This is a genomic window from Pantoea sp. sgz302252 (genome assembly GCF_042610525.1).
Taxonomy (GTDB): domain Bacteria; phylum Pseudomonadota; class Gammaproteobacteria; order Enterobacterales; family Enterobacteriaceae; genus Erwinia.
The window spans coordinates 815037-841811 of the sequence record NZ_JBHDVM010000001.1 but is presented as its reverse complement, the minus strand read 5'-3'; the positions used below and the strand labels follow the sequence as shown (position 1 = coordinate 841811).

The 26775-nt window shown below is 55.4% G+C and carries 25 protein-coding genes; 17 read left to right on the top strand and 8 right to left on the bottom strand.

Going from position 1 to position 26775, the window contains the following annotated elements:
* Positions 1-3 precede the first annotated feature (3 nt).
* Together ACETPC_RS03755 and ACETPC_RS03750 are read right to left on the bottom strand one after the other, a co-directional pair.
* A complete protein-coding gene (locus ACETPC_RS03755) occupies positions 4-840 on the bottom strand; it encodes a helix-turn-helix domain-containing protein (protein ID WP_380178724.1) in 837 nt (278 codons plus the stop codon).
* Between the two features lie 121 nt (positions 841-961).
* Entirely contained in the window at positions 962-1327 is a 366-nt protein-coding gene (locus ACETPC_RS03750; protein WP_380178722.1) for a hypothetical protein, read from the bottom strand.
* Positions 1328-1659: 332 nt separating this feature from the next.
* On the opposite strand from ACETPC_RS03750, the gene ACETPC_RS03745 reads away from it, so the two are divergent.
* Positions 1660-3726, top strand: a complete 2067-nt coding sequence (locus ACETPC_RS03745; protein WP_380178720.1) for an FUSC family protein — start codon at positions 1660-1662, stop codon at positions 3724-3726.
* Positions 3727-3731: 5 nt separating this feature from the next.
* Here ACETPC_RS03745 and ACETPC_RS03740 read toward each other — a convergent pair whose 3' ends face one another.
* Entirely contained in the window at positions 3732-4265 is a 534-nt protein-coding gene (locus tag ACETPC_RS03740) for a CpmK protein (protein WP_380178718.1), read from the bottom strand.
* A gap of 139 nt (positions 4266-4404) precedes the next feature.
* Complete coding sequence (locus ACETPC_RS03735; protein ID WP_380178716.1) at positions 4405-5493, bottom strand: NADH:flavin oxidoreductase; 1089 nt, start codon at positions 5491-5493, stop codon at positions 4405-4407.
* A 102-nt stretch (positions 5494-5595) separates the two neighbouring features.
* Here ACETPC_RS03735 and ACETPC_RS03730 point away from each other — a divergent pair, with 102 nt between their 5' ends.
* The 8 genes from ACETPC_RS03730 to crtB all read left to right on the top strand — a co-directional run bounded on the left by ACETPC_RS03730 (position 5596) and on the right by crtB (position 14159).
* A complete protein-coding gene (locus ACETPC_RS03730) occupies positions 5596-6474 on the top strand; it encodes a LysR family transcriptional regulator (RefSeq protein WP_380178714.1) in 879 nt (292 codons plus the stop codon).
* Between the two features lie 85 nt (positions 6475-6559).
* Positions 6560-7120, top strand: coding sequence for a YtfJ family protein (locus ACETPC_RS03725; RefSeq protein WP_380178712.1), 561 nt, complete (start codon positions 6560-6562; stop codon positions 7118-7120).
* Positions 7121-7305: 185 nt separating this feature from the next.
* Positions 7306-8232: a polyprenyl synthetase family protein gene (locus tag ACETPC_RS03720; RefSeq protein WP_380178710.1), complete on the top strand. Its 927-nt coding sequence runs from the start codon at positions 7306-7308 to the stop codon at positions 8230-8232.
* Between the two features lie 21 nt (positions 8233-8253).
* Positions 8254-9297: a type 2 isopentenyl-diphosphate Delta-isomerase gene (fni, locus tag ACETPC_RS03715; protein ID WP_380178708.1), complete on the top strand. Its 1044-nt coding sequence runs from the start codon at positions 8254-8256 to the stop codon at positions 9295-9297.
* Positions 9294-10565, top strand: a complete 1272-nt coding sequence (locus ACETPC_RS03710) for a glycosyltransferase (protein ID WP_380178706.1) — start codon at positions 9294-9296, stop codon at positions 10563-10565. Before fni ends, ACETPC_RS03710 begins: the two co-directional genes overlap by 4 nt.
* Complete coding sequence (gene crtY, locus ACETPC_RS03705; RefSeq protein ID WP_380178704.1) at positions 10562-11725, top strand: lycopene beta-cyclase CrtY; 1164 nt, start codon at positions 10562-10564, stop codon at positions 11723-11725. Before ACETPC_RS03710 ends, crtY begins: the two co-directional genes overlap by 4 nt.
* On the top strand, positions 11725-13206 hold the full coding sequence (locus ACETPC_RS03700) for a phytoene desaturase (RefSeq protein WP_380178702.1): 1482 nt from the start codon (positions 11725-11727) through the stop codon (positions 13204-13206). Before crtY ends, ACETPC_RS03700 begins: the two co-directional genes overlap by 1 nt.
* On the top strand, positions 13203-14159 hold the full coding sequence (gene crtB / locus ACETPC_RS03695; RefSeq protein WP_380178700.1) for a 15-cis-phytoene synthase CrtB: 957 nt from the start codon (positions 13203-13205) through the stop codon (positions 14157-14159). The genes ACETPC_RS03700 and crtB overlap by 4 nt, the downstream gene beginning before the upstream one ends.
* Here crtB and ACETPC_RS03690 read toward each other — a convergent pair.
* Positions 14056-14601 (bottom strand): sterol desaturase family protein, encoded by a 546-nt coding sequence (locus ACETPC_RS03690; RefSeq protein WP_380178698.1) that lies wholly within the window; start codon positions 14599-14601, stop codon positions 14056-14058. The genes crtB and ACETPC_RS03690 overlap by 104 nt on opposite strands.
* A 48-nt stretch (positions 14602-14649) precedes the next feature.
* On the bottom strand, positions 14650-15513 hold the full coding sequence (locus ACETPC_RS03685; protein WP_380178696.1) for a LysR substrate-binding domain-containing protein: 864 nt from the start codon (positions 15511-15513) through the stop codon (positions 14650-14652).
* 117 nt (positions 15514-15630) lie between these two features.
* On the opposite strand from ACETPC_RS03685, the gene ACETPC_RS03680 reads away from it, so the two are divergent.
* Positions 15631-17016: an NAD-dependent succinate-semialdehyde dehydrogenase gene (locus ACETPC_RS03680; RefSeq protein ID WP_380178694.1), complete on the top strand. Its 1386-nt coding sequence runs from the start codon at positions 15631-15633 to the stop codon at positions 17014-17016.
* A 1-nt stretch (position 17017) separates the two neighbouring features.
* On the opposite strand, the gene ACETPC_RS03675 is transcribed toward ACETPC_RS03680, so the two are convergent.
* Positions 17018-18787, bottom strand: a complete 1770-nt coding sequence (locus ACETPC_RS03675) for an EAL domain-containing protein (RefSeq protein WP_380178692.1) — start codon at positions 18785-18787, stop codon at positions 17018-17020.
* Between the two features lie 107 nt (positions 18788-18894).
* On the opposite strand from ACETPC_RS03675, the gene ACETPC_RS03670 reads away from it, so the two are divergent.
* From ACETPC_RS03670 to ACETPC_RS03645, 6 genes are all read left to right on the top strand, one after another.
* A complete protein-coding gene (locus ACETPC_RS03670) occupies positions 18895-19326 on the top strand; it encodes a thiol-disulfide oxidoreductase DCC family protein (RefSeq protein ID WP_380178690.1) in 432 nt (143 codons plus the stop codon).
* 62 nt (positions 19327-19388) lie between these two features.
* The gene (locus ACETPC_RS03665; RefSeq protein WP_380178688.1) at positions 19389-20102 is read left to right on the top strand and encodes a GNAT family N-acetyltransferase; all 714 of its coding nucleotides are present in this window, start codon (positions 19389-19391) and stop codon (positions 20100-20102) included.
* Between the two features lie 144 nt (positions 20103-20246).
* Positions 20247-20672: a DUF2231 domain-containing protein gene (locus ACETPC_RS03660; RefSeq protein ID WP_380178687.1), complete on the top strand. Its 426-nt coding sequence runs from the start codon at positions 20247-20249 to the stop codon at positions 20670-20672.
* Between the two features lie 9 nt (positions 20673-20681).
* The gene (locus ACETPC_RS03655) at positions 20682-21998 is read left to right on the top strand and encodes a PQQ-dependent sugar dehydrogenase (RefSeq protein WP_380178685.1); all 1317 of its coding nucleotides are present in this window, start codon (positions 20682-20684) and stop codon (positions 21996-21998) included.
* A 278-nt stretch (positions 21999-22276) separates the two neighbouring features.
* Complete coding sequence (locus tag ACETPC_RS03650; protein ID WP_380178859.1) at positions 22277-23044, top strand: siderophore-interacting protein; 768 nt, start codon at positions 22277-22279, stop codon at positions 23042-23044.
* Positions 23045-23109: 65 nt separating this feature from the next.
* Positions 23110-23640, top strand: coding sequence for a PadR family transcriptional regulator (locus ACETPC_RS03645; RefSeq protein WP_380178684.1), 531 nt, complete (start codon positions 23110-23112; stop codon positions 23638-23640).
* Between the two features lie 17 nt (positions 23641-23657).
* Here ACETPC_RS03645 and ACETPC_RS03640 read toward each other — a convergent pair whose 3' ends face one another.
* Positions 23658-24551: a LysR family transcriptional regulator gene (locus ACETPC_RS03640; protein ID WP_380178682.1), complete on the bottom strand. Its 894-nt coding sequence runs from the start codon at positions 24549-24551 to the stop codon at positions 23658-23660.
* Positions 24552-25583: 1032 nt separating this feature from the next.
* On the opposite strand from ACETPC_RS03640, the gene ACETPC_RS03635 reads away from it, so the two are divergent.
* Entirely contained in the window at positions 25584-26615 is a 1032-nt protein-coding gene (locus tag ACETPC_RS03635) for a glycosyltransferase family 4 protein (protein ID WP_380178680.1), read from the top strand.
* Positions 26616-26775 lie beyond the last annotated feature (160 nt).

Below are 26775 nucleotides of genomic sequence, written 5' to 3'. Positions count from 1 at the left end.
GTATTAGCGGTATAGAACGTTTGTGCATTGCTGTTGATAGGCTGCTGGCGTAATGCGGTAAGCGCGCCGGAACCAGCGGCCAAGGTGGCTCTGATCGGCAAAACCGACCTGCGCGGCCGCCTGCGCCGGATGGCATCCCTGTGCTAACAGCTGGCGGGCGGTTTTAAGTCGCAGCCTGACCAGATAAGCGTGCGGCGACTGGCCAAAAGCTTGCTGAAACTGGCGCGTCAGGCGAAAGCGGTCAATGCCTGCGGCAAGCGCCACCTCATCCAGCCCGATATCGCTGGCCATAGCGTCGTGCAGGTAATCCCTGACGCGCAACATGCCGACAAGGTGCTGTGCCGGAGGAGAGCCGCGGTGAAGATGGCGCGCCAGCAGATCTACCAGCCGATCGAGGCTTTGGTCGCGAGCGAGCCTGCCTTCGCTGTGATGGATAGCGGCAAAGGCCTGTTGGATAGCCGTGTTGAGCCAGCTGTCTTCTGTCAGTGTTGAACGGAAAGCCGCCTGTAGCGCGGAAATTTCACCCAGCCCGCGCCGTTGCAGCATTACGTTGAGCCAGGCCTGAGGCAAATAGAGCATGCTATAGGTAAAACCTTCTGGATCCGGAGCGTGGCCGTCATGTACTGCGCCGGGTTCAATCAGCATAATCTGGCCCGGCGTACTGGTATGCAGCCTGCGGTGGCAGTTAAAACGCTGGAGTCCTTTGTTCGTCACGCCGACCAGCATCTCATCATGGTCATGCGGATCGTAGGCGTGCCCGCAAAAATGCGCATGCACGCTTTCAATACCGGTCTCGTTATCCCGACGTAAAGTCAGCCAGTCGCTGGAAGATTTCGGCATGGTTGCGCCCGCGCGCCGTTAAGGCTCAAAAGAGGATAGGTTTATTTAACCGATTTTTTACTGGAATACCACAATTCGAAAACAGCTTACCCGGGCAGAGCAGCCGGGTAAGCGGGCTGCTTTAACGATGGCTGGTGATTCGGTGCCATGCCGACATCCTGTCGCGCAGGGCGGAAAGCAGGCCGGTGCTAAGGATTAATGCAGCGGCGACAGCCTGAAAGCCCGGCGATGCCATTACGGCCAGCGTGGCGATCAGTGACGAAGGATTGTTGTTCGCCGCCCAGGCGCTCAGGCAGTAAACCACTGGCATAGCGGCGATAATCATCCACAGGCCGAACAGAATCGCCGCATATCGAGGGGCAAGTATCACCGGGAGATTAAAAATATTTAACTTCAGGAGCAGAAAAGTCAGCAGTCCCACCAGTAAAAGCAGTGCCGTCTGGATAAAAGAAATAAATAGCGTTAATCCCTGTAGCGTCTCTGTCATCTGTTTTTCTCCCGTATTTAAAACCTGTTTTATTGAGTAATAAGCATAGACGTTGCAGGGCTATTATTAAGAAGAAAAACTTATTTGTTTGCGGAAATACCAGCAGGCTGAGAAGCGGCCGCAGGAAACCGCACAAAAGGCGATAATTTATTGACTGATAAATAATCAGCGTTGAGGGTTTTAGGCTGATTTAAGAGGGGTTTTAACAAAGTTTACCAACTATATCATTTAGTTAGGTCATTAATAATTTGTAGTACTAATTGACGGGCGGCAACGACGGCCTTCTGGCAGGATACGCATCCACGCAATGTGCATCCGGTTCGAAAATTTCCATGAAGTGGTTTACCCAAAATGCGGTACTCTTCTCCGCTAAGACCTGCCTGGCCGCCTTTTTGGCCCTCTATATCGCGCTTGAACTGAATTTCGAAAAACCCGCCTGGTCGTTGACCACGGTATTTGTGGCCTCGCAGCTCTATTCCGCTGCCACTATCTCTAAATCAATTTTCCGCCTGCTGGGGACGCTACTTGGCGGGCTGTTTATCTTTCTTATTTATCCGGAAACGGTGCAATATCCGCTGCTGTTTAGCCTGTGCGTCTCGCTATGGGTTGCGGTCTGTCTTTATCTTTCGCTGCACGACCGTACGCCAAAAAGCTACGTTTTTATGCTGGCGGGCTATAGCGCGGCCATCATGGGTTTTCCCGGCGTGGTTTCGCCGCTCTCAATTAGCGATATCGTGATTTCACGAATTGAAGAAATCACCCTCGGCATTGTCTGCAGCAGCCTGATCCATCAACTAATTTTGCCGGTTTCAATCCGCAGCCTGCTGGAGCAGAGCGTCAGCGTCTGGTACGAGAACGCGCGTAAGCTTTGTAATGAGCTGGTAACGGTGATGCCGAAAGATAAGTCGCTGGAGCGGGAAGATATTCTGATCCAGATGGCTAACTACCCGGTCAGCGTCGAAACGCTTATCGTGCATTGCGTTTATGAAGGCGATGCGGCGCGTAAGCTTATCCGCCTGGTGAGCGTGCAGTACCAGCATCTTTCTTACTTAATTCCTACGCTGACCGCTATCGAGACGCGGCTGAGCGTGCTGGCGGAACAGCAGATCCGCTTTCCGCAGGAAGTAGCGGACGTTTTCACCGACTTTACCCACTGGCTTAACCGCGGTGAGATTGTCGAAACGGCCATGATGCAGCAGCAGCTTGCTATAGCCCAGGCAGAGTTAAAATCACGCTGGCAAAGTGGGGCACTCGGCAGCGAAGAGAGCATTCTGTTGATTGGCCTGCTGGAGCGGCTGGCGGACTTTGTGCGTATCGCGGGCGCTTACCAGAGCGTCAGCGTCCTGGTCAGCGATCTCTCTGGCGATACCAGCCTGGCGAAGGAGGCGCGCGCTGAGCGTCATATTGATAAAGGGCTGCTGCTGCTGTCGGCCACCACGGCTTTTCTGGCAACTTTTGTATCCAGCCTGTTCTGGATCGGCAGCGGCTGGGCCGATGGGGCAACGGCGCCGATGATGGCGGCTATTGTGGCCTCGTTTTTCGCCGGGCTGGATACGCCACTGGTACCGATGAAAAGGTTTATCAAAGGCGTTTTTATCGCGCTGGCGATTAGCCTGTTTTATGTCGCCTTTTTGATTCCACAGGCGATTACCTTTGAGGCGCTGCTGCTGGTCCTTACGCCTGGCCTGTTGCTGCTGGGGCTGGTTATCGCCAGGCCAGCCACCAATCTGATCGGCATCAGCGTGGCGACGCAGATCCCCGCTTTTTTAGGTATGAGCCATCACTTTACGCCTAACCTGACCTCGTTGATCAATACGGCGATCTCCTCGATGGTGGGCATTATCGTAGCGGTGGCAATCACGGCCATTATCCGCAACAAAAGGCCTTCGTGGACGGCTAAACGCACTTTGCGTACGGGACTGCGAGATTTACTTAAACTGATAAAGGAGATTGAGCGTAACGGTTCTTCGCTGCTGGCGCGCCAGCACTATATCGTGCGCATGCTGGACAGGGTCAATATCATTTTGCCGCGCATGCGGCTGGATCCCCATCCCGATTTGGTTGCGGGCGGCAATCTGCTGACGGAAGCCTGGCTGGGCGCAAACTGTTATGACTATTACGCGCGCCATCGTGAACTGCTGGAGCGTTACCACATCGATAGTGGCCAGATGTTTCATGAACTGGGTCTCTATCTTAAGAGACGCATGAAATCTCTTCAGACGCAGCCGCATCAGCACCTGCTGGAAGAGCTGGATCTGCTGCTGCTGAGGCTGGAGGCGCTGGCGAAAAATGACGAGGCGGCGTTTGCGCCGCTGTTTTATCTGTTTAATATCCGCCTGTCGCTTTTTCCGCGCCTGCGCTGGCCGGATGCCGCGCGGCTAAAGAGCATCAGGCGATAGCCCTTTCAGTAAAGAAGATCCAACTGTTCAGGTTCGTTAATGACGCTGAGCGAGGCAGCTTCAAAACTGGCTCGCCAGCGTACTTTGTCGATCCCCATCAGCAAGTTGTCCAGATCGTTGTTAGCTACGCGCACCGCTTTATTACTGGCCCAGGCTGGCAATCCGCTGATGCTATAAGTAAAAGTCACTTCAACTACATTGTCCTGTTTTATCTGCACATATTGGATCCTGTCCACGCGCATTTGGCCGTAACAAAAATCTTGATGGCGTTGATATTGCCGATTGCCGCTGGTCGTAAGGCGCCAGACTGTTTTATCCGTCAGGCGTGAGGGCGTTATCAGCCCGGCATCCGCCAGCGCTGCCATTCTGGCCGTTAGCCAGCCATCGCGCCCATTTGCTATCGTTACCGGCCAGCGGGTTTCGCCGAGACAGAGCGCGGGTTCCGCATCCAGCGCAGCCTGTACCGCGTTGCGGTAGCGCTCGCTATCGGCATAGCCAGAGCTGGCTGCGAAAAGCAGCAGTAGAAAAAGAACTCTCATTTGACTAACCCGACTGCTTGCATAGGGCTGGCATTGTAAGACAAAAAGTAGCTTAGCAGCAGCAATTCCCGCTGCTGCTTTACTCAGGTGGGGGAGAATAGCCTGCTTTATCGCCCCGGCTGGAAAAGGGCGCGCGATATCAGCATTCGTCTTCTTTGATAGTAGCGACAGGGGAAAGAACGTTCTCCGCCAGCGGGCGCAACGCTTCTCCCTGATCCACGCGCAGCGGCCAGTCGTGATTGGCCAGCGCGGCTTTACCAATAGCGACATAATCTGCACTCGCTTTCAGCTGCTCTGCCGCCAGCTCGCCGTTATCCAGCCCGCCGTTAGCGATAATGACCGTATTGGGCGCGCCAGCTCTGGCCAGCTCAGCCAGGGAACGCTGATTGTTGGCGAAAGCGGGTTGCCAGGCCTGGTATTCGGTCACATGGATATAATCCACGCCAGCCTCCTCAAGCAGACGGAAAACCCGCAGCGCGCCCGCTTCGCCTTCCTGCCATTTATGATGGAAATCGTTGACCTTGCCCTGAGAAATACGTACGCCAAGCATCGCCTCGCGGCCAATTTTAGCGCGCACTGCCCGAATAACTTCCAGCGTCAGGCGCAGACGATTTTCGAGCGAGCCGCCCCAGCTATCCTCGCGCTGATTCTGATAATCGGTAAAGAACTGATCGAGCAGATAGCCATTGGCGCCGTGAATTTCCACACCGTCGAACCCGGCTTCGGCAACGGCACGCTGCGCACTGTCGGCAAAGCTTGCGATAACTTCCTGGATCTGCTGCTCGTTCATTGCTTCCGGCACAGCATATTCACCTTTGCCGTAGTAAAAAGCCATCTGCTGACCACGCGGTTTAATAGCGGAAGGGCCGACGGTATTTGCGCGATGGCGATTAGCCTGAGAAAGCGCGCCGCCGTGGATCAGCTGGGCGATAACAACCGATCCCGCTTTTTTTACCGCTTCCGTTACCGCCCGCCAGCCTGCCACTTGCTCATCGCTGACGATGCCCGGCTGAAAAGCGTAAGTTTGCGACCAGGCGCTATCAATATAGATACCTTCGGTAATGACGCCGCCGAAGCCGCCCTGAGCGAAGCTGGCGTAATAGCGCTGCATCACTTCGCCGGGAACGCCCGTTTCGGAAGCGGAGATACGGGTCATTGGCGCCACAAGAAGGCGGTTCTTAAAAGCGATACGGTTAATCTGGCCCGCTTTAAACAGTAAAGAGTGCATAACAGTTCCTGAAGATAAGTAGATATGAAATCTATTATAATGAGCGAATGAGTACGGCAGAATCGCCGTGAAATGACTGGATGAATAACGGAAATCGTTATAATGAATCTGAAAGACGTTGAGGTATTTTGCACGATCGTCGCTGCCGGGAATCTGACCAAAGCTGCGCGAATCCTGGGGTCGACTGCCATGACTGTTTCCCGTCGGCTGGCCTTGCTGGAAAGCGAGCTTGGCGTGCGCCTGCTACAGCGCACTACGCGTGCGGTATCGCTGACCAGCGAAGGCGAGGAGTTTTTACCCTATGCGCGAGCTATGGCTGAAGCGGAGCAAACCGCAAAAAACATGTTTAGCGCGGATGCAAGGGGCGCCTTCGGTCTGCTGCGCGTAACAGCGCCATCTGGCTTTGGCCGACGCAATATCCTGCCGCTGCTGCCTGGCCTGATGGCAGAGAATCCGGAGCTGAAAATCGAGTTAAATCTGAGTGAAGAAGCCGTCGATATCGTCGCCCAGGGTTACGACATTGCCATCCGGCTGGCACCGCTTAAGGATTCTCGTCTTGTGGCGCATAAACTTGCCGATAATCCCAGAGTACTGTGCGCTTCCCCGGCCTGGCTGCGGCAGAAAGGCACGCCGCAGACGCTGGCCGACTTAAAAAATTATCCCTGCCTGAAGCTGAGCGCGCTGCCTTACTGGTCGTTTGAGAAAGACGGCGGCCAGATTGGCTACGCGCCAGACGCGCATTTTACCTGTACCAGCGTCGAAGGCGTGCGCGAGATGTGCGTAGCCGGAGCAGGAATAGCGCAGCTTACAGAACTGGATATCCGCGATGAGGTAGCACAAGGCGAGCTGGTAGCGCTAAAGCTGGAGGATGTGACCATGCCCGCGCTTGCCGCCTGGGCGCTGCTGCCCAGCCGTCACTATACCCCGCGCAGAGTTACCGCTTTCCTGGCGGCGCTCAAGCAGTCTTTAGGTTGTGAGTAAAGGCGGTTACGCAATCAGGCTGTCCGGAAACAAGCTATGTTAAGGGCACTGCCAGTGCCTTTAGCTCATCCTTAACGGAGAAAAAATGAAGCCTGTTCTGTTTGCTCTTTTATTCTGTCTTAGCGCTGGCGCCAGCGCCAACAATCTGGTGCTGAATCAGCGCGTGCCCGCTACTGGCGTGGCCGTGCAGGGCGAGCTTATCTGGCAGCGGCAGCAAATCGCCGAAAGCCCCTGGAACAGCAGCCAGCTTGGCGGCAAAGTACGCGTGTTGCTGCATATGGCTGGCAGGATCTCGGCAAAAGATCAGAATGCTGCGCTAATCGAGGCGTTAAGCAAGGCTAATTTTCCGCACGATCGCTATCAAACCACCACTATTGTTAATACTGACGACGTCATTCCCGGCAGCGCAATATTTGTACGCGCCAGCCTGAAGTCGGCTAAGGAATCCTCGCCCTGGTCGCAGTTTATTATCGATAGCCGCGGCGAAGTAAAACGCGCCTGGCAGCTAAAAGCAGGGGGTTCAGCAGTTATAGTCCTGGACAGCGCAGGGCGGGTACGTTTTGCCCGCGAAGGTGCGCTGACCGCAGAGGAAAATCAGCAGGTCTTAACGCTGCTGGAAACTTTGCTGCAACCGAACGCTTCCTGACCCCTTTCTCTCCTGTTATCCACGCCGTAAAAAAATCCCCTGCTTTTCTGCGGGGGACGCCAGCAAATTATTAATAATAAACTAGTCTTAACAGAAATAGCGTTAGCTCTCATGGGCATAACCGCCGTCGCAGTTGATTAAAAAACGGTGATTGCCGGCGGTAGCGGCCTTTTTATCCATTCGTTATGACGGGACAACCAGTGACGGCAACTATAACCAACGCGAAAGAATGGCTGGATCAGGAAAGCGAACTGCAGGCGCTTCGCGATGCGCTGCAGCAGCGTCTTGACCAGCTCCTGCCCGCGGGTGGCGAACGCGATCGGGTCGGCGCGGCGATGCGCGAGGGCGCGCTGGCGCCGGGCAAGCGTATTCGTCCTTTATTATTGCTGCTGGCAGCGTACGACCTGGGCTGCGATAAAAACCATCCTGGATTGATCGATCTTGCCTGCGCGGTGGAGATGGTGCATGCCGCTTCGCTGATGCTGGACGATATCCCCTGCATGGACAACGCGGCGCTGCGGCGTGGCCGTCCGACTATTCATCGCCAGTTCGGTCAGGATGTTGCAATCCTGGCTGCGGTGGCGCTGCTCAGTAATGCTTTTGGCGTAGTGGCCGCTGCCGATGGGCTTTCCGATGCCTGCCGCACCCAGGCCGTTGCAGAGCTCTCCGCCGCAGTGGGATTACAGGGACTGGTACAGGGGCAGTTTCTCGACCTGAACGAAGGCAGCGCGTCGCGTAGCGAAGAAGCGATAGCTGATGCCAACGAAATGAAAACCAGCATGTTATTCAGCGCCACGCTGCAAATGGCGGCGCTGGCGGCCAATGCCACGCCAGCCATACGGCAAAAACTGGGCTGCTTCGCCCACGATTTAGGCCAGGCGTTTCAGTTACTGGATGATTTGGCGGATGGCTGTAGCGGTACGGGAAAAGACATTAATAAAGATGCCGGTAAATCGACGCTGGTAGCGCTGCTCGGGGCGGAAGCGGTACGTTCTCGCCTGCATGAGCATCTGCACAGCGCCGATCGGCATCTCTCCGTCTGCCAGCACGGCCTGGCGACACGGCGCTTTATGCATAGCTGGTTCAGTCAGCAGCTGGCGACTTTTAGCTGAGTGTTCACAAACGGAGAGTGAATGAAGGACGCGAACCTTATACAGCGTAAGAACGATCATCTTGATATCGTACTGAATCCGGCTGCCGATGCCCGTAAAAGCCGCACCGGCTTTGAACACTGGCATTTTGAACACTGCGCGTTGCCCGAGCTGGATCTGGACAGCATAGATCTTCGCACCACGCTTTTTGGCCGCCAGCTTCAGGCACCGTTGCTGATTAGCTCTATGACCGGCGGCGCGGCCCGCGCCCGCAAGATTAACCTTCATCTGGCCCGCACGGCGCAAACGCTGGGCCTGGCGATGGGCGTTGGTTCACAGCGCGTGGCGCTGGAAAGCGATGTCAGTTTTGGCTTGACCAGCGAGCTGCGTGCCATCGCGCCAGATATTCCACTGCTGGCCAACCTGGGCGCGGCGCAAATTATCGGCCCGCGAGGAGTGGACTATGCCCGACGCGCGGTAGAGATGATTGAAGCAGATGCGCTGATCGTGCATCTCAATCCTCTACAGGAAGCCCTGCAGGAAGGCGGCGACCGCGACTGGCGCGGCGTACTGGACGCTATCGCTTTGCTGGTCGATAAGCTGGATGTTCCCGTGGTGATTAAAGAGGTAGGCGCGGGAATTTCGCCAGCGGTGGCACAACGGCTTAACAACGTGGGTGTTGCAATGATCGACGTGGCGGGCGCAGGCGGTACCAGTTGGGCTGCGGTAGAAGCGGAAAGGGCGAGCAAACCTGAGCTGCGCGCAATGGCGATGGCGTTTGCCGACTGGGGCATTCCTACGGCAGAAGCGTTGCGGGGGATTCATGCCGCGCTACCGGCGATGCCGTTAATTGCTTCCGGCGGCATCGCCAACGGTATCGATGCGGCAAAAGCGCTGGCGCTTGGCGCCGATTTAGTGGGTCAGGCCGCGGCGGTGCTGGCCAGCGCTAACACCTCATTTGACGCGACCGTTACGCATTTTCAGACGATTATTGCCCAGTTAAGGATTGCCTGTTTTTGTACCGGCAGCGCCAGCCTGGCCGATCTGCGTCAGGCAAAACTTCGTTGCGACAGGAGCCACGCATGAGCCATTACGCCGTTGTTGCGCCGCCGCTGTATAGCCACTGGCAGGCTTTACAGGCGCTGGCGCAGGCGCTGATTAAACGGGGTCATCAGGTGACCTTTATTCACCAGGCCGAGGCCAGCTCGCTGCTCAGCGATCCGCGTATCGCTTTTCAGGCTGTCGGCCAGGATTCGCATCCGCCGGGCAGCCTGGCGCACACATTAAAGCTTGCTGCTTCCCCCGCAGGTTTCTCGCTATTTGCGCTGATTAAAGATATGTCACGCGCTACGGATATGTTGTGTCGTGAATTGCCAAAGGTATTAAAGGAACTCAGGGTGGATGGCCTTATCGTCGATCAAATGGAAGCGGCAGGCGGCCTGGTAGCTGAAGGGCTGGGGCTGCCGTTTGTCTCGGTGGCCTGCGCGCTGCCGGTAAACCGTGAACAAGGTATTCCCTTACCGGTTATGTCTTTTGGCTACGGTACCGACCATCGGGCGCAAAAACTATTTCGTACCAGCCAGCGGATTTATGACTGGATGATGCGCGGTCACGGTCGTGTGATTGCACGCCATGCCGAACGCTTCGGCCTCTCAGCACGTACGGGTCTGCATGAATGTTTATCGCCGCTGGCGCAAATCAGCCAGACCGTGCCCGCACTGGATTTCCCGCGCCGGGCGTTGCCCGCGCACTTTTATCAGGTAGGCCCGCTGCGCCCTTCGGTTACCGAACAGCGTTTCTGGCCACTGATCTCTTCACGTCCTTTTGTTTTCGCATCGCTGGGAACGCTTCAGGGACATCGCTTTCGCCTGTTTAAAACTATTGCTCGTGCCTGTCGCCGATTGCATGTGCAGTTACTGATCGCCCACTGTGGCGGCCTTTCAGCTAAACAGGCCGCACAGCTGGAAGCCTGCGGCGCTTACTGGGTAACGGATTTCGCCGACCAGCCGAGCGTGCTGCAACAGGCGCAGGCAGTAATTACGCACGGCGGACTGAATACCGTAGCGGACGCAGTAAGCAGCTCGACGCCCATTCTGGCCGTGCCCATCGCTTTTGATCAGCCCGGTGTGGCCTCGCGCGTAGTATGGAACGGTCTTGGAAGGCGAGTTTCCCGCTTTGCCAGCAGCAAAACCATGGCGAAAAATCTGGCTGCGCTGCTTCGTGACGATTGCTACAGGACTAAAATGACGGAAGCGCAGCATCAGCTCAGTCAGGCGGGCGGCGCGCAGAAAGCGGCGGATATTGTAGAGCAGGCGATAGCGTCGCATTCGACCAGGATTAAGGCAACAGGATGAACGAGTGGGATTTGATTCTGGTTGGCGGCGGTTTGGCCAACGGCCTGATCGCCTGGCGACTACGCCAGCGCCAGCCCGCACTAAAGATGCTGATACTGGAAGCGGGCGAGCGGGTTGGCGGCAACCATACATGGTCGTTTCACGGCGATGACTTAACGCCTGAACAGCACGAGTGGTTGCGGCCGCTGGTAGCTCAGCGCTGGCAGGGTTACGAGGTACGCTTTCCTCGCTATACGCGTACGCTGCCTGGAGAGTACCTCAGCGTGACTGCGGAAAGTTTCGCTGAGGCTTTAGAAGCCGCTATGGGCGAAAATATCCGCACCCATTGCGAAGTCAGCGATATCACGCCGCAGGGTGTAACGCTGAGCGACGGCAGCTTGCTGCGGGCTGATGCGATTATCGATGGTCGCGGCTATCAGCCCAGCCCTTATCTGACGGTGGGGCTTCAGGCTTTTCTCGGACAGCAGTGGCAACTGGCCGAGCCGCACGGGCTGACAAGGCCGATCCTGATGGATGCCACTGTAGATCAGCAGCAGAGCTACCGCTTCGTTTATACGCTGCCGCTGTCGGCAGACACGCTGCTGATTGAGGATACCCATTATCAGGACAGCGTGGAGCTGAACAGCGATGAAGCCCGAAAGCGTATCGCCGACTATGCGCGCGCGCAGGGCTGGCAGCTACGGGAGTTGCAACGCGAAGAGCAGGGCAGCCTGCCTATTACGCTTGCAGGAGAGCCGAGAGCTTTTCGGCTGCAGCAGGGCGAACGCCTGTGCAGCGGCCTGCGCGCGGGTCTTTTTCATGCCACAACCGGCTATTCGCTGCCGCTGGCAGCAGCGCTGGCCGATCGCATTGCCGACGGTGGCAAACCCAACCATGCCTATTTACATAAACTGATTGGGCAGTTCGCTGCCCGACAGTGGCGGCGTCAGCGCTTCTTTCGCATACTCAATCGTATGCTTTTCCTGGCGGGACGCCCGGAGCGGCGCTGGCAGGTTATGCAGCGCTTTTATCAGTTAGACGACGGGCTGATCGCCAGGTTTTACGCCGGCCGTCTCCGACCTTCAGATATGGCACGGATCCTTACAGGCAAGCCCCCGGTACCGGTCGGCGAGGCGTTGCTGGCCGTGCTAAAAAAAACTTCCCGGCTGCGAGCTTTCTGATGAAAAAAACACTTGTAATTGGCGCCGGTATTGGCGGCCTGGCTCTGGCTATCCGTTTGCAGGCGGCGGGCGTGCCCGTGCTGCTGCTGGAGGCGCGCGACAAGCCTGGTGGTCGCGCTTACGTCTATGAGGATAAAGGGTTTACCTTTGATGCGGGGCCAACGGTGATTACCGATCCCTCGGCTATTGAAGAGCTGTTCACGCTGGGTGGACGGCGCACGGCGGAATTTATCGATATGCTGCCGGTTAAACCTTTTTATCGCCTTTGCTGGGATTCCGGCGAGGTGATGGATTACGACAACGATCAGCAGCAGCTGGAAGAGCAGATCGCGCGTTTTAATCCTGACGATGTGGCAGGCTATAAACGCTTCCACGCCTACTCGCGCGAGGTATTTAAAGAGGGCTACCTCAAACTGGGCAGCGTGCCGTTTCTCTCATTCCGCGATATGCTGCGCGCCTCGCCGCAGCTGATCAGGCTTCAGGCCTGGCAGAGCGTTTACAGCATGGTGTCGAAGTTCATCAAGGACGAGCATCTTCGCCAGGCATTCTCTTTTCACTCGCTGCTGGTTGGCGGCAATCCTTTCGCCGCTTCGTCTATCTATACGCTAATCCATGCGCTGGAGCGGCAGTGGGGAGTCTGGTTCGCGCGCGGCGGCACGGGCGCGATGGTTCACGGATTGACTAAGTTGTTTCGCGAGCTGGGCGGCGAAATTGAGCTCAATACGCCGGTCAGCAAGCTGGAAACAGAAGGCGACCATATTACTGCCGTGAAAACGGCGGACGGGCGGCGGATTGAAGTAGCCGCCGTGGCTTCAAATGCCGACGTAGTGCAAACCTATGACAAATTTCTTGGCCATCATCCGCATGGCGCAGCGCAGGCTAAGGCGCTGAAGAAGAAAAGCATGAGTAATTCGCTGTTTGTGATTTACTTCGGCCTTAACAATCCACACAGCCAGCTGGCGCACCATACGGTCTGTTTCGGGCCGCGCTACCGGGAGCTGATCGAAGAGATTTTCCATCACGACAAGCTGGCCGATGACTTTTCTCTGTATCTGCATGCGCCTTGCGTCACCGATCCGTCGCTGGCGCCGCCGGGCTGCGGCAGCTTTTACGTGCTGGCGCCGGTGCCTAACCTGGGCACCGCCGATCTGGATTGGGAAGTAGAAGGGCCGCGCCTGCGCGATCGCATCTTCGCCTATCTGGAAGAACACTATATGCCTGGCCTGCGCGAGCAACTGGTAACGCAGCGCATTTTCACGCCGTTCGATTTCCGCGACCAGCTTGGCGCGCATCTTGGCTCCGCTTTCTCGGTAGAGCCGTTACTGACACAGAGCGCCTGGTTCCGGCCACACAACCGCGACAGCAAAATCGACAATCTTTACCTGGTCGGCGCGGGAACCCATCCCGGCGCGGGCATCCCCGGCGTCATTGCTTCTGCCAAAGTGACTGCCAGCCTGATGTTGGAGGAACTGGTTCGATGAATGAAGCGCTACTTAGCCACGCCACGGAAACAATGGCGGTGGGGTCGAAAAGCTTTGCCACCGCAGCGAAACTCTTTGATCCGGCCACCCGGCGCAGCGCGCTAATGCTTTATGCCTGGTGCCGTCACTGTGATGATGTTATCGACGATCAGCAACTGGGTTTTCAGGCCGCTGCTGCGCAAAGCACACCGCTGCAACGGTTGGAGACGCTGAGGGCGCTGACTATTCGAGCCTGTGCGGGCGAAACCATGAAGGATCCCGCCTTTGCCGCTTTTCAGGAAGTGGCGCTGGCGCACGACATTCCGCTGCAGCAGGCTTTCGATCATCTGGAAGGCTACGCCATGGATGTGCGCGGCGATCTTTATTACACGCTGGAGGATACGCTGCGTTACTGCTATCACGTCGCGGGCGTGGTTGGCCTGATGATGGCGCGAGTAATGGGCGTGCGCGACGAAGCGGTGCTGGATCGCGCCTGCGATTTAGGGCTGGCGTTTCAGTTGACCAATATCGCTCGCGATATCGTCGAAGACGCGGAGAACGGTCGTTGTTATCTGCCGGTGAACTGGCTGGCGGAAGAAGGGCTGACGCTGGAGAACTACGCGGCACCGGCCATGCGCGCGCAATTGGCGAAGGTGGCGCAGCGGCTGGTGGCGGCGGCAGAGCCTTACTATGCTTCAGCAGAGATCGGTATCTCAGGTTTGCCGCTGCGTTCGGCCTGGGCTATCGCCACCGCGCGCGGCGTCTATCGTGAAATTGGTGTTAAGGTCGAACGCGCCGGCAGCATGGCCTGGGATACCCGCCAGGGCACCAGCAAAGCGGAAAAGCTGGTGCTGCTGGCGGGCGGCGGCGTCAGGGCGCTCGCTTCTCGCCTGAAGCCTGCCGTTTCGGCTCGCTCTGCGGCGCTGTGGCAGCGTCCCGGCGCCTGTTCCGACCGTGCCGCTGGCGCAGCGTAGCCTGGAGCTTAGCTACCGGCGGCGCGTAGAGAAAACCGAAAGAAACACAGCCTTCGCGCCCGCGCACGGCATGATGCAGACGATGCGCCATATAAAGGCGCTTCAGGTAGCCTTTGCGCGGCACATAGCGGAAAGGCCAGCGCTGGTGCACAAGGCCATCGTGCACCATAAAATAGAGCAGGCCGTAAGCCGTCATGCCTGCGCCTATCCACCCTAACGGCCAGTGGCCGATACTGCCCAGATAAATCAGGATGATGGAAATAACCGCGAACACTACCGCATAAAGATCGTTCACCTCAAACCAGCCCTTGCGTGGCTCATGGTGTGAAAGATGCCAGCCCCAACCCCAGCCGTGCATAATATATTTGTGCGCCAGCGCCGCGATAATCTCCATTGCGGCGATAGTCGCCAGCACAATCAATGTGTTGTACAGCCACAGCATAATTTTTTCCATCTTGCCAACAGGTGGCTTAAGCGTAGTCCAGCGCTATTACTCCTGCACGGCTTCTAACAGCCGCACCATCGCCCGTAGGTTGGCGGAGCCGCTGCCTTTGCGCCACACCAGCCAGATCGCCAGCTGGCCCATGCCCTCTGCCAGCGGCCAGGCGCTGACGCTGTCCCGGCCCGGCATACTCTCCAGCATGCTTTTCGGGATCAGCGCCAGCCCGGCGCCCGCGCTAACGCAGGCCAGAATACCGTGGTAAGACTCCATTTCGAAAATCTTGCCGGGCGAAGCGTTCTCGCGGGCGAACCAGTTTTCAAACAGGCGGCGATAGGAGCAGTTGGCGCGGAAAGCATAAATGGTGGATCCCGAAATTTCCCTGGCGTTGGTCACCGGCGGATGATTAAGGGAGGAGATCAGCACCATTTCTTCAGCGAAGACAGGAATGCCTTCCAGCTGTGGGTGTTTCGGCGGGCCATCAATAAATACCGCGCTGAACTGGCCCGCCAGCAAACCGTCACTCATATCGCCGGACGGGCCGGTAGAGAGATCCAGCTCTACCTCAGGCCAGGCCTGGTGATAGCGGGCGATCAGCGGCGGTAGCCGCACGGCAGCGGTGCTTTCAATAGCGCCTAAAGTAAAAACGCCCGCCGGATGCTGGCTGGAAACTCTTACACGCGCTTCCTCAGTAAGCGCCAGAATACGGTTGGCATAGTCAAGCAGCGTGCGGCCCGCGTCAGTAATATGCAGGCGTAGTTTTTCACGGCTGAACAGTTCTGTGCCCAGCTCTTCTTCAAGCTGGCGCAGGCGAGTAGAAATATTAGAAGGAACCCGATGCAGCTTGCCAGCCGCTGCGGTTACGCTGCCTTCCTCTGCGATAGCGCGAAAAACTTCCAGCTGAGTCAGATCCATAAACATTCTCTTATTGAGCAAGATATTTTCATTATTATTCATTTTTCAGGAAAGTCTGGCAAGGTTAAGATAGCTGCAATATCGCTAACCGACTAAAGATGTCGACAGGAGAATTTTATGACCGCAGCCGTACAGACGGGCGCCGTATCCCGCAACCCTTTTACTGGCGAAATCATTCGTCAAACTCCGTTCGCTACTACCGCCGAAGTAGAAACCGCGCTGGCGCAAACGCATGGCGCTTTTCAAAACTGGCGTCACACCGAAGTAGCGGAACGTAGCCAGCTGCTGCTGAAAATGGCCGCCAGCCTGCGTAAGCAGGCTCGCGCGCTGGCAGAAATGATGACTGACGAAATGGGCAAACCGATTACCCAAAGCCTGGCGGAAGTAGAAAAGTGTGCGCGCCTGTGTGAGTGGTACGCTGAGCAAGGCCCGGCCATTCTTGCACCGGAAGCCACGCTGGTAGAAAACGAAAAAGCGCACGTAAACTATCTGCCGATCGGCCCGGTTCTGGCTGTGATGCCGTGGAACTTCCCGATATGGCAGGTACTGCGTGGCGCGGTGCCGATTATTATGGCGGGTAACAGTTATCTGCTGAAACCGGCACCGAGCATCATGGGCAGCGCGCTGCTGCTGCAATCCGTGCTGGCGGAAGCTGGCGTGCAGCAAGGGCTGTTCGGCGTGCTGAATGCGGATAATGACGCTGTGGCAACCATTATTAAGGATCCCCGTATCGCAGCAGTAACGCTGACCGGTAGCGTGCGGGCTGGCGCGGCAATCGCGGCGCTGGCTGGCGCGGCAGTGAAAAAGAGCGTACTGGAACTGGGCGGTTCCGATGCCTTTATCGTGCTGGCAGACGCTGACATTGATGCCGCAGTAAAAGGCGCTGTAGCAGGCCGCTTTATGAACGGCGGCCAGGTTTGCATGGCGGCGAAGCGCATCATTGTAGAAGAATCCGTGTTTGCCGAGTTCCGCGACAAGTTTGTGGCGGCGGTCAAAGAGATGGTGGTAGGCAATCCGCGTGACGAAGCCACTTATATCGGCCCAATGGCGCGTTACGATCTGCGCGACGAACTGGATTCTCAGGTGCAGGCAACCATTGCCGAAGGCGCCGAGTGCCTGCTGGGCGGTCATGTTATCCAGGGCGAGGCAAACTTCTATGCGCCAACCGTGCTGAGCAACGTGAAGCCTGGCATGACCAGCTTTAAGCAGGAACTGTTTGGCCCGGTTGCCTCGCTGATTGTAGCGAAAGATGAAAACGAGGCGATCGCGCTGGCTAACGACTCCGAATTTGGCCTGGGCGGCAGCCTGTGGAGCCGCGACGTGGCGAAAGCCCGCAGGCTGGCGGCAAAAGTGGAAACCGGCGGTATGTTTATCAACACGCCGAGCTTCTCCGATCCGCGCGTCCCTATTGGCGGCGTCAAGCAGAGCGGCTACGGTCGTGAACTGTCCCATTTTGGCATCCGGGAATTCACCAACGCGCAGACCGTCTGGGCTGAAGACTGATCTACTCCGCTTTACCGCTTTTTAGCCACTGCTCAACCCCTTCCGCCGGAAGGGGTTTACTGCAAAAATAGCCCTGGATCTCGTCACAGCCGAAGCCGCGCAGCAGCAGCAGCGTCTCTTCATCCTCTACGCCTTCCGCCAGCACCGTATAGTTCAACTCCTTGAGCATAGTAATCACATGCCGCGCAATAGTCTGGCTGCCGCAGTCGGTGGCAAGCGGGGCGATCAGCGATCTGTCCAGCTTGATAATATCCATAGGAAAACGCTTCAGGTAATTGATGTTGCTGTAGCCGGAGCCGAAATCATCCAGCGCCAGCGTAAAGCCGCGCAGCCTGAGTTGATTTAGCCCCCGCATCGCTTCTGCGTTCTCCAGCACCTTTTCCGTTTCCAGACACTCAATACGCAGCAGATCGCTGGAAAGACCCGCGCGCAACAGCATCCTTTCCAGCCAGTCCGCAAAGCCCTCGCGGGCCAAATCGCTGACGCTGACGTTAACCGATACGGGCAGGCAGATGCCTTTTGCCGTCCAGATTTTTAGCTGCGCCAGCACGCTGGTGATCACCCAATCGGTCACGCCAGCCATCAGGCTGGTTTGCTCCACAAGAGGCAGAAACTGCATCGGCGGCAGATTGCCCAGCCGAGGATGCTGCCAGCGCAACAGCGCTTCCATGCCAACCGGCAATCCGCTGTGCAGCGAGATTTGCGGCTGATAGACCAGATACAGGCCGCCTTCGGTGCGCAGCGCTTCCGCCAGGTCATGCAGCAGATGAAAATCGAATTTATGACGGTTATCGCTTTCCACGTCATAGGAGGACCAGGCCAGCTTTTGGCCCATCGCCTCGTGCAGCGCGCTCAGACTTTGCCGTAATGCTTCGACCGGTGGGCAAAGCGCCGGGATAAAGCTGACCTCGCCCAGGTGCACCTCCAGATCCAGCGATATCTGTTCGCACATTTGGGCGCGAACCAGCCCCAGTTTTTCGCTCAGTCGCTTAGACCAGCCTGCAGGTTTACCCGCGGTAAGCAAAGCAAAGCGGCCTGTCGCCACCATATAGAGCCGATCTTCTGGCATCAGCGGCAGGCGAGTACGCAGCAGCTCGGCCGTATTTTTCTGTAAGGCTTCGACGGCGTTGATACCCAGCGAACGAGCGATTTCATACGCGCGCGGAATATCAAGGCAGTCGATCGCCACCAGGCTGTAACGTTCATAAATCGCGTTTTCCTGCAGCTGTTCGAGATCCAGCAGCAGCTTCTGACGGTTTGGTAGCGCGGTGACGGCATCGCGGAAGCTGGTGTGATACCAGGCATCCAGCCAGGAGGTCATAATCTCCGCCAGCAGCGCCAGCATGCGAATTTTCTCTTCGCCGAATTCGTGCGGATAGATATCCATCACGCAGAGTGTGCCGACCAGCGTGCCATCGCGCATTTTCAACGGTGCGCCAGCATAAAAACGGATAAAGGGCGCGCCCAGAATAAAAGGGTGCGCCTGGAATCGCCGATCGAGATGAGTATCGCAACAAATCAGGATCTGCTCGTTTTCCAGCGTATGGCGGCAGAGCGTATCTTCCAGCAGATTTTGCTGCAGGGCGAGATTGTGCGCCGCAATAATGTACTGATGCTGATCGTTGACGATAGATACAAAACTGCCGGGAATGCCCAGCAGTTCGCTGGCCAGCTGCGTAAACTTGTTGAGAATATCATCCCTGCTCGCGTAGTCGGCAGTCAGCATTTCCAGAGGCTGCTGGTATCGGGTTTCGCCTGGAGTAAGCGGCATTTACTGTTCCTGGAACGTTGCAAAATGGATGAATAGCGCTTTTCAGGCCAGGCTTAAAGCCGGGTCGCGTCAAGCGGTTGTTATTTTTATCTGACTCTGGTGAAGCTATGTCTGATAATGCTGAAACTCTGCCGTCACAGGAACGTATTGTACTCTATGACGGCGTATGCAAACTCTGCAACGGCTGGGTTAATTTTTTGCTGCGCTATGACACAAAGCATAGCGTGCGCCTGGCCGCAGTGCAGACCGAAAAGGGTAAAGCGTTGCTTCGGGCCGCCAGTATGTCGCCGGATGAAATCAATACGATCGTGTTGCTCGAACGCGGCCGCGTTTACCTGCGCGCCGACGCTATTTTTCGTGTGATGCTGGGGCTTCCCTGGCCGTGGCGGGCGCTTTCGGTGCTGCGCTTTTGCCCCAAATTCATCAGCGACCGCTGCTACAATCTGATTGCACAAAACCGTTATCGGCTGTTTGGCCGATTTAATGAGCGTCAAAAACCGCCTGCGGACTATCCCGGACGTTTTATCGACAGGGAATAGTTTATTTTACCGTCACTTGCGATAAGCTGGCCGCACCGCTTATTTAGCAAGGGAGGTGTAAGTTGACCGTCAGACTTAATGCATATCAGCAGCCGGTTGGCGAACCGCTGCCGGACTGGACGCCGCGTCCTTATCCGCAGAGAACAATGCTTGCAGGCCGTTTTTGCCGACTGGAGCCGTTGGAAAGCGCGCGTCACTATGAAGATTTGCTGGCTGCCTGGAGCAGTGCCGAAGATGGCCGCGACTGGACTTATCTCTTTTCCGGGCCTTTTACCGCCGATGAGCTTTATGACTATCTCGCCACAGCCGAAGCCAGCCGCGATCCACTGCACTTCGCCGTTATCGATCTGCAAAGCGGACGGGCGGTCGGCACGCTGGCGCTGATGCGGATTGAACCGGCGCACGGCGTAATAGAGGTTGGGCACGTCACTTTTTCACCTTTGCTTAAGCGTACGCCGCTCTCTACGGAAAGCCATTTTCTGCTGATGCGTTACGTCTTTGAGGTGTTGGGCTATCGCCGTTATGAATGGAAGTGCGACAGCCTGAATGCGCCTTCACGTAAAGCGGCGGAGCGGCTTGGGTTTAGCTACGAAGGGCTTTTTCGCCAGGCTATCGTCTACAGAGGACGTAGCCGCGATACTACCTGGTTCTCTGTTATCGACAGCGAATGGCCCGCGCTGCGCCAGGCCTTTATGAGTTGGCTGGATGCCGCTAATTTCGACGAAACGGGTCAGCAGCGGCAATCGCTGGCCTCGCTGCGCCAGCAAATTAGCTAAAGCGGCGCTGGCGGAAGTCTGAAAAAAAGCTGGCCAGACATTTTTCTTCACATTAGCAAACAAGAAGTTATTAAATTTACTAATCTTTTACAGTTGGCGTGGCCGTTTGGCCGCGCCCGTTTTCCCTGTATAAGGAGCCGGTAAATGACTTCCCAGGCAACATCACGCCATTCCCCCTTCGCGGTGGCCGTCTATGCCCTGTTTCATCCCGTTCCGCTCGGCTTTTTTGTCGGCGGCTTAATCTTCGACATTATCTATATTAACAGCACCGAAATCCTCTGGACGCGGGCAGCCAGCTGGCTTATCGCCATCGGTCTGGTGCTGGCGATTATTCCGCGCCTGATTAACCTGGTGCAGGTCTGGGTCGGCGTCTCTTATCCGCAGGGTTCGGCGGTGAAGGTGCATTTTTGGGCCTATCTGCTGGCTATCGTGCTGGAAATCTTTAACGCCTTTATTCACAGCCGCGACGCCTTCGGCGTAGTGCCTGCGGGCGTTATTCTCTCCGCTTTGGCGGTGATCCTGATGCTGTTCGCCAACGTGCAGCTCGCCGTGCGCGATCGCGCCGCTTAAGGAGGAGTCATGAAAACTTCAACCACGCTCTCGCTGCTGGCCGTTTCGGTTGCTCTGCTGCTTGGCGGCTGCGACGATGGCGCTAAAATCGATCCCGCAAAGCAAACGGGCGCTAATCCAGAGCTGCCTGCGGCGAAAAATTTTCTGGTGCCGCCGATGCAGGTGCCGAGCGGCACGCCCTGGAAAGAGGGCGAAAAACCTAAGGTGGCCGAGGGGCTGAAAATTGAAAAGGTAGCGGATGGCCTGCTGCATCCGCGTCAGCTCTATACGCTGCCGAATGGCGATATTTTGGTCGTGGAGGCCAGCGGACCGAAAGCGCCGACCAGCCAGCCCAAACAGCTGATCACCGGACTGGTTAAAAATGCCTCCGGCAAAGGCGGAGCGGGCGGCAATCGTATTACGCTGCTGCGCAGCAGCGACGGGAAAAGCTGGCAGAAATTCCCTTTCCTGGAGAACCTGCGTTCACCGTTTGGCGTCCAGCTGGTGGGCAATACGCTTTATGTGGCGAACGCTGACTCGCTGATGAAATATCGCTATGAAAGCGGGGCGACCAAAATCACCGATCCCGGCACTGAATTAACCGAGCTGCCCGGCGGCCCGATTAACCATCACTGGACAAAAGCGCTGTTGGCAAGCCAGGACGGCAGCAAGCTTTATGTTGGTATAGGTTCCAACAGTAATATCACTGAAAACGGTATTGGCGCTGAGTACCGCCGCGCTGCCATTCTGGAGGTAGACGCCGCGACAGGCGCCAGCCGTATTTACGCCAGCGGGCTACGCAACCCTACCGGCATGCAGTGGGAACCGCAGACCGGCCAGCTCTGGGCTATCGTCAACGAACGCGACGAGATCGGCGCCGATCTGGTGCCGGATTATATGACCCATGTGCAGGAAGGCGGTTTTTATGGCTGGCCCTATAGCTATTACGGCCAGCATGTCGATGAGCGCGCCCAGCCGCAGCGTCCTGATTTGGTTAAGAAAGCCATTAAGCCAGACTATGCGCTTAGCTCGCACGTAGCGCCGCTTGGGCTGTGGTTCTACAACGGCACAGGCCTGCCGGAAAAATATCGCGGCGGCGCTTTTGTCAGTGAGCACGGTAGCTGGAACCGCAAGCCGCTCAACGGTTATCAGGTGGTCTGGGTTGCCTTCCGCGACGGCGTGCCGCAAGGGCAGCCTGAGCCAGTGGTCACCGGTTTTTTAACCGATGACCAGAAGGGAGTGCACGGTTTGCCAGTAGGGCTGACTATGGATAAGCAGGGCGGATTACTGATCGCGGACGATGCCGGAAATGTGGTCTGGCGCGTAACCAGCGCAGCTGCGCAGTAAATAAGTCTTAGGTTGGCCAGGCCGCCAGCATTTTTGCTGGCGGCTTTTTTATGTGCGTATAGCGGGGTAGTGACTGTTGTCACGAGAACCTCGGTTAATTCTTTATCATATGCGTGAGTACAGGATAACGAACTATTTGTGCTGACGAAAAGCGCAGCCAGGCAAAATCCCCTTGCGGTTAAGATATATCATAGATATATTTTCCAGCGTTATTGCGAATAGTTCCGATTTACAAATGCGGGTCACGGCCCGTCAGGAGAAATATTTTGACCGAAAAAATGGGTCGCGCTCCCCGTCGCGTAAGAAATGAACTGCGTTTTCGCTCTGTGGAAGTAGTGGCGAAAACCTTTATCGCCAACAGTTTCTACCGCATTGAGTTAGGCGGCGAGGCGTTATCCGGCTTTAACTCAGCGGGTTTTGACGATCATATTAAAGTCTTCTTTCCGGATCCCGCTACAAATGAACTTTACCTGCCGGAAGTGACGGCAGAGGGCGTGGTATGGAAAGATGGCATTCGTCCCCTGGCGCGCGACTATACGCCGCTTTGCTTTGACCCGCGTAAAAACAGGCTGACGCTGGATTTTTATCGCCATGATTCCGGTGTCGCCAGCGACTGGGCTGCTACGGCGCATCCTGGCGATAAACTGGCTATTGGCGGCCCACGTGGTTCGCTGATCGTACCGGAAGATTATGCTTTTCAGCTCTATGTCTGCGACGAAACAGGGCTGCCTGCGTTTAAGCGCCGTCATGCCTCACTCGGCGACCGCCCGGTCAGGCTATACGCCTTCGTGGATGAGGCTATTGGCAAAGCCTACCTGGGCAATCTGCCGAACGCGGAAATCTTCTGGCTGGGCAGTGGTAAAATGCAGGCTGGCACAGAGTTGCTGATCGCCAGGCTGGAAGCGCTGGCTGTGCCGCAGGATGACTATTTTATCTGGCTGACAGGCGAGGGCGCAGCGGTGAAACAGCTTAGCGATTATTTTATCGAAAAGCGCGGATGCGATGGCGATTTTGTCCGTGCCGTAGCTTACTGGCACCAGAAGTAGGGTTGTTGTATTTTGCCGGGGGCTAACTTACTATTTCTTCCCTTTCAGTTAAGGCGCAGCAGGCAATGAAATCACAGCAACATTCTCAACAGGGTTTTCCCGGCGGCCCGGCCTGCGGCGTACGTAAAAAGCGGCGCGAAAAGATGTTGGATGCCAGCGATATTCGTTTGCTAATCCTGCATTTTATCTCGCAGGGCACCGCGCATGGCTATGAGTTAATCAAGTCGATCGAGGAGCTGTCTAAAGGGGAATACAGCCCCAGCCCGGGCATTATCTATCCCAACCTGACGCTGCTGGAAGAGATGGAGTGTATTGAGTCCCGCGATCCGCATGCGGCGCGCAAAGCCTATAGCCTTACCGCCGAAGGCGAGCGCCAGTTGGCAGCTCATCGGGATAGCCTGCAATTTATTATTAATCGGCTTAGCTCAATGGCGGTGTTGGTGAACAACCGCAGCATCCCGGAAGTGGAGCGGGCCATCAATAATATGCGCACCGCGCTGAATATGCGCCTCTCGCAGCTCAATCTGCCGCAGCAAACGCTGTACGATATTATCGACGCGCTGGACGAGGCGGCACGCAAAATCGAACGCAGCTAGCCACATCCGCCCTGCAATCACCCGCTATAACGCACCGCTTCGATAAATTTGGCGAAGGCGGAAGTGTGCTGGCGACGGCTGGGATAATAGAGAAAATAGCCGGGGAAGGGCGCGCACCAGTCTTCAAGCACCCTTTCAAGCTGGCCCGTTTTGACGGCCTCCTCAACGGTATCCTCAGGCACCATCGCCAAACCGACTCCGGCTATAGCAGCTTTGACACGTGTCTGTAAATTATTTAGCGTCAGCTGGCCTTCAACCTTGACGCGAATTTCACGCTGATCTTTGGCAAACTCCCAGGCGTAAAGGCCGCCCATGGTCGGCAAACGCATGTTGATGCAGTTATGCTGCTGCAAATCCTGCGGTGCCTCCGGCTTGCCATAGCGGGCGAAATAAGCCGGAGAACCTACCACCACCATACGCCAGTCCGGGCCAATCCTGACCGCAATCATATCCTTAGCGACCTGTTCGCCTAAGCGGACACCTGCATCAAAGCGTCCACTGACGATATCCGCCAGCGAATTATCGGAGATAATTTCGATGTTTACTTCCGGCCAGGCAAGCAGAAATTGCTCAACGGTGGGCCACAGGGCAAAACCCAGCGCATGCTCACTGACGTTCAGGCGAATATTGCCTGAAGGTTTGTCACGTAGCTCGCGCAGGGCGTTGAGCTCGTTTTCGATCTCTTCCAGATGTGGGCCGATAGTTTTGATCAGATGTTCGCCTGCTTCCGTAGGCGCAACGCTGCGCGTAGTACGTGTCAGCAAACGAAGTTCAAGCCGCTCCTCCAGTCCCCGGATAGCGTGGCTGAGGGCAGACTGGGAAACGCCCAGTTTTGCGGCCGCTTTGGTAAAACTTCTTTCGCGAGCGACCATCATCAGTGAAATCAGATCGTTAAAATTATCTTTCAGCATAGGCTTCCTGCGGATCAAAAGCGTTGCCGGAGTGTAGCCTGTTGGCAAATAAGATGCGACGGCTATGTGATAGCAAGACCGGGAAACGGCAAGGCCAGCCAAAGGTGAAGCACGCGAAACCGGGCACCTGCTGAAAAAAGATCAAAAAAGCTGTTTTTACAACCTTTCCGAAATTAACGGGAAAAATGTTTAATAAGATGTTTCTTATTCAAATGATTTGCTTTTGGACTGCCTGTACTATTTTTTGCAACTTTAAACAAAAAAACTCCCCTGAATGGCAAATGCAGATATATCTTAATTACAGATTTGCATTTCCTTTTATGTTTAGTGATAACAAATAAAACGTAAGCCTAACTATTAATTTTTACCCAGCTTAAGCTGATTAATAGGCTGTTTCCGTCGGAAAAAAGGGCGAACTGCACAATCAGGCTTGCGTATTATATTAGGTTACGTAAAGTTTTCAGGTAAGAAAGCAGCGAATGGAGCCCTGTTTGTAGTAAGTCTTCAATAATATATGGTCCTGATTCATTTTTGCTCTTAATGATAAAGGTTCACCGTGCAGGCAGGTCAATCCGGGTGACTCCCCGGCATATAGTAAGGAAGGTTACATGGTCACATAGGAAATTATTTCTAATGGAATCAATTTATTCGATTGCCTGTGGCCACTATTAATTATAAAATGGCAACACTTCGTCTTGATTATTTAACTTTATATTAACTTTCTCACGCAGGCCAAGCGAGACGGTGTCGCTAACGCCTTCAGAGATCGACGATATTAAGAATATGTCTATATTTAATTGCCGGGGACAATGTGGTGAAGTATCAGAGCATCATGGCAGGAAGACCAGGGAAAATTTCAATTTTGATAACATTGCTCAGTACAGTTGGCATTAATTTCTATGAGGTGGCGGTATGAGAGTTGGCGTATCTAACGATAATTATCCTGAAAAAAGAACAATAATTGTTGATGCTGACGTGGAATACGTGAACTTCAAAAAGAAGAATATTTATTCTTATATAAATCTCGTCAACATGAAATTCTTAAAAAAGAATAAGATTTTTCTGTTTCGCCCGATAGTGGGATCTCAGGAAAAAAATATCGACATTTTTCATGTTTTCAATGAGATAGCTATCACCAATCGCAAATGGGTCGTCACATTCGAAACTGAACTGCCGCGCATCCTGCCGCGCAGAGGGAGCAATGACGACAGCTTTGACATCAGGCTAAAGAGGCATTCTGCAGCGCTGATGGAAAAAAACTGCCTGGCGCTGATAGCGCTTTCCGGCGCGGCTTACAATCTTGAGATGAAGCTGTTTAAAGATAATCCGGAGCTGATGCGCACCTTGCGCGAAAAACTGGTGGTACTGCATCCACCGCAAAAGCTCTTTGTAACTGAACGCCAGCCGCGTAAGGAAGCCGATCCGGTACACTTTGTTTTTGTCGGCAGAGATTTTTACCGTAAGGGCGGCGGTGAAATAGTACGCACTTTCGACGAGCTGATTAAAGAGGGCAAAATTCAGCCGGAACAGGTCAGGGTTACGCTGATTGGTGACCTCGGCAAAACCAATAATTACGCTTTTAGCAACTATCAGGACGATCCGGTCTTTGCCAGCGAAACGGAAGCGGCCATTGCGCGCCACAATTTTATCGAACACGCCAGCGCAATGCCAAATGACAAGATTATGCAACTGCTGCAGCGAGCAGATGTCGGATTGTTACCTACGTGGGCCGAGACCTATGGTTTCTCGGTACTGGAAATGCAGTCCTGCGGCTGTCCGGTTATTACCACTAACGTGCGTGCGCTGCCCGAAATCAATCCGCCGGAAGCGGGCTGGATGATAAAACATGAACTAAACGAGGACTGTGATTATGCGGTTACTTCGTGTCTGCAGCGTGACGGTTTGCGTAAGAAAACGGTGGCGCAGATGAAAGCCATTATTGAAGATATTGTGCGTGATCCGGAACAGATTAACGCCAAAGCTAACGCCTCTATCGGAAGGATCAAGAAAGAGCACGATATCGACGTTTATCAGGAAAAATTAAGAGCACTGTACAACAAGTAGCAATTCGCTGCGCGGCGAGGGAAACCTCGTCAGCTAAGCAATAGTTTGTGCTCAGGCGCAGGCTGCTCTTATCGGGCTCGCGTGCAGTTTTTTTTGCTAAACCAGACTACCCGACGCGTCTATCTGGTACGTTGCTTTTTTCTTCCTACTTACTGTAATG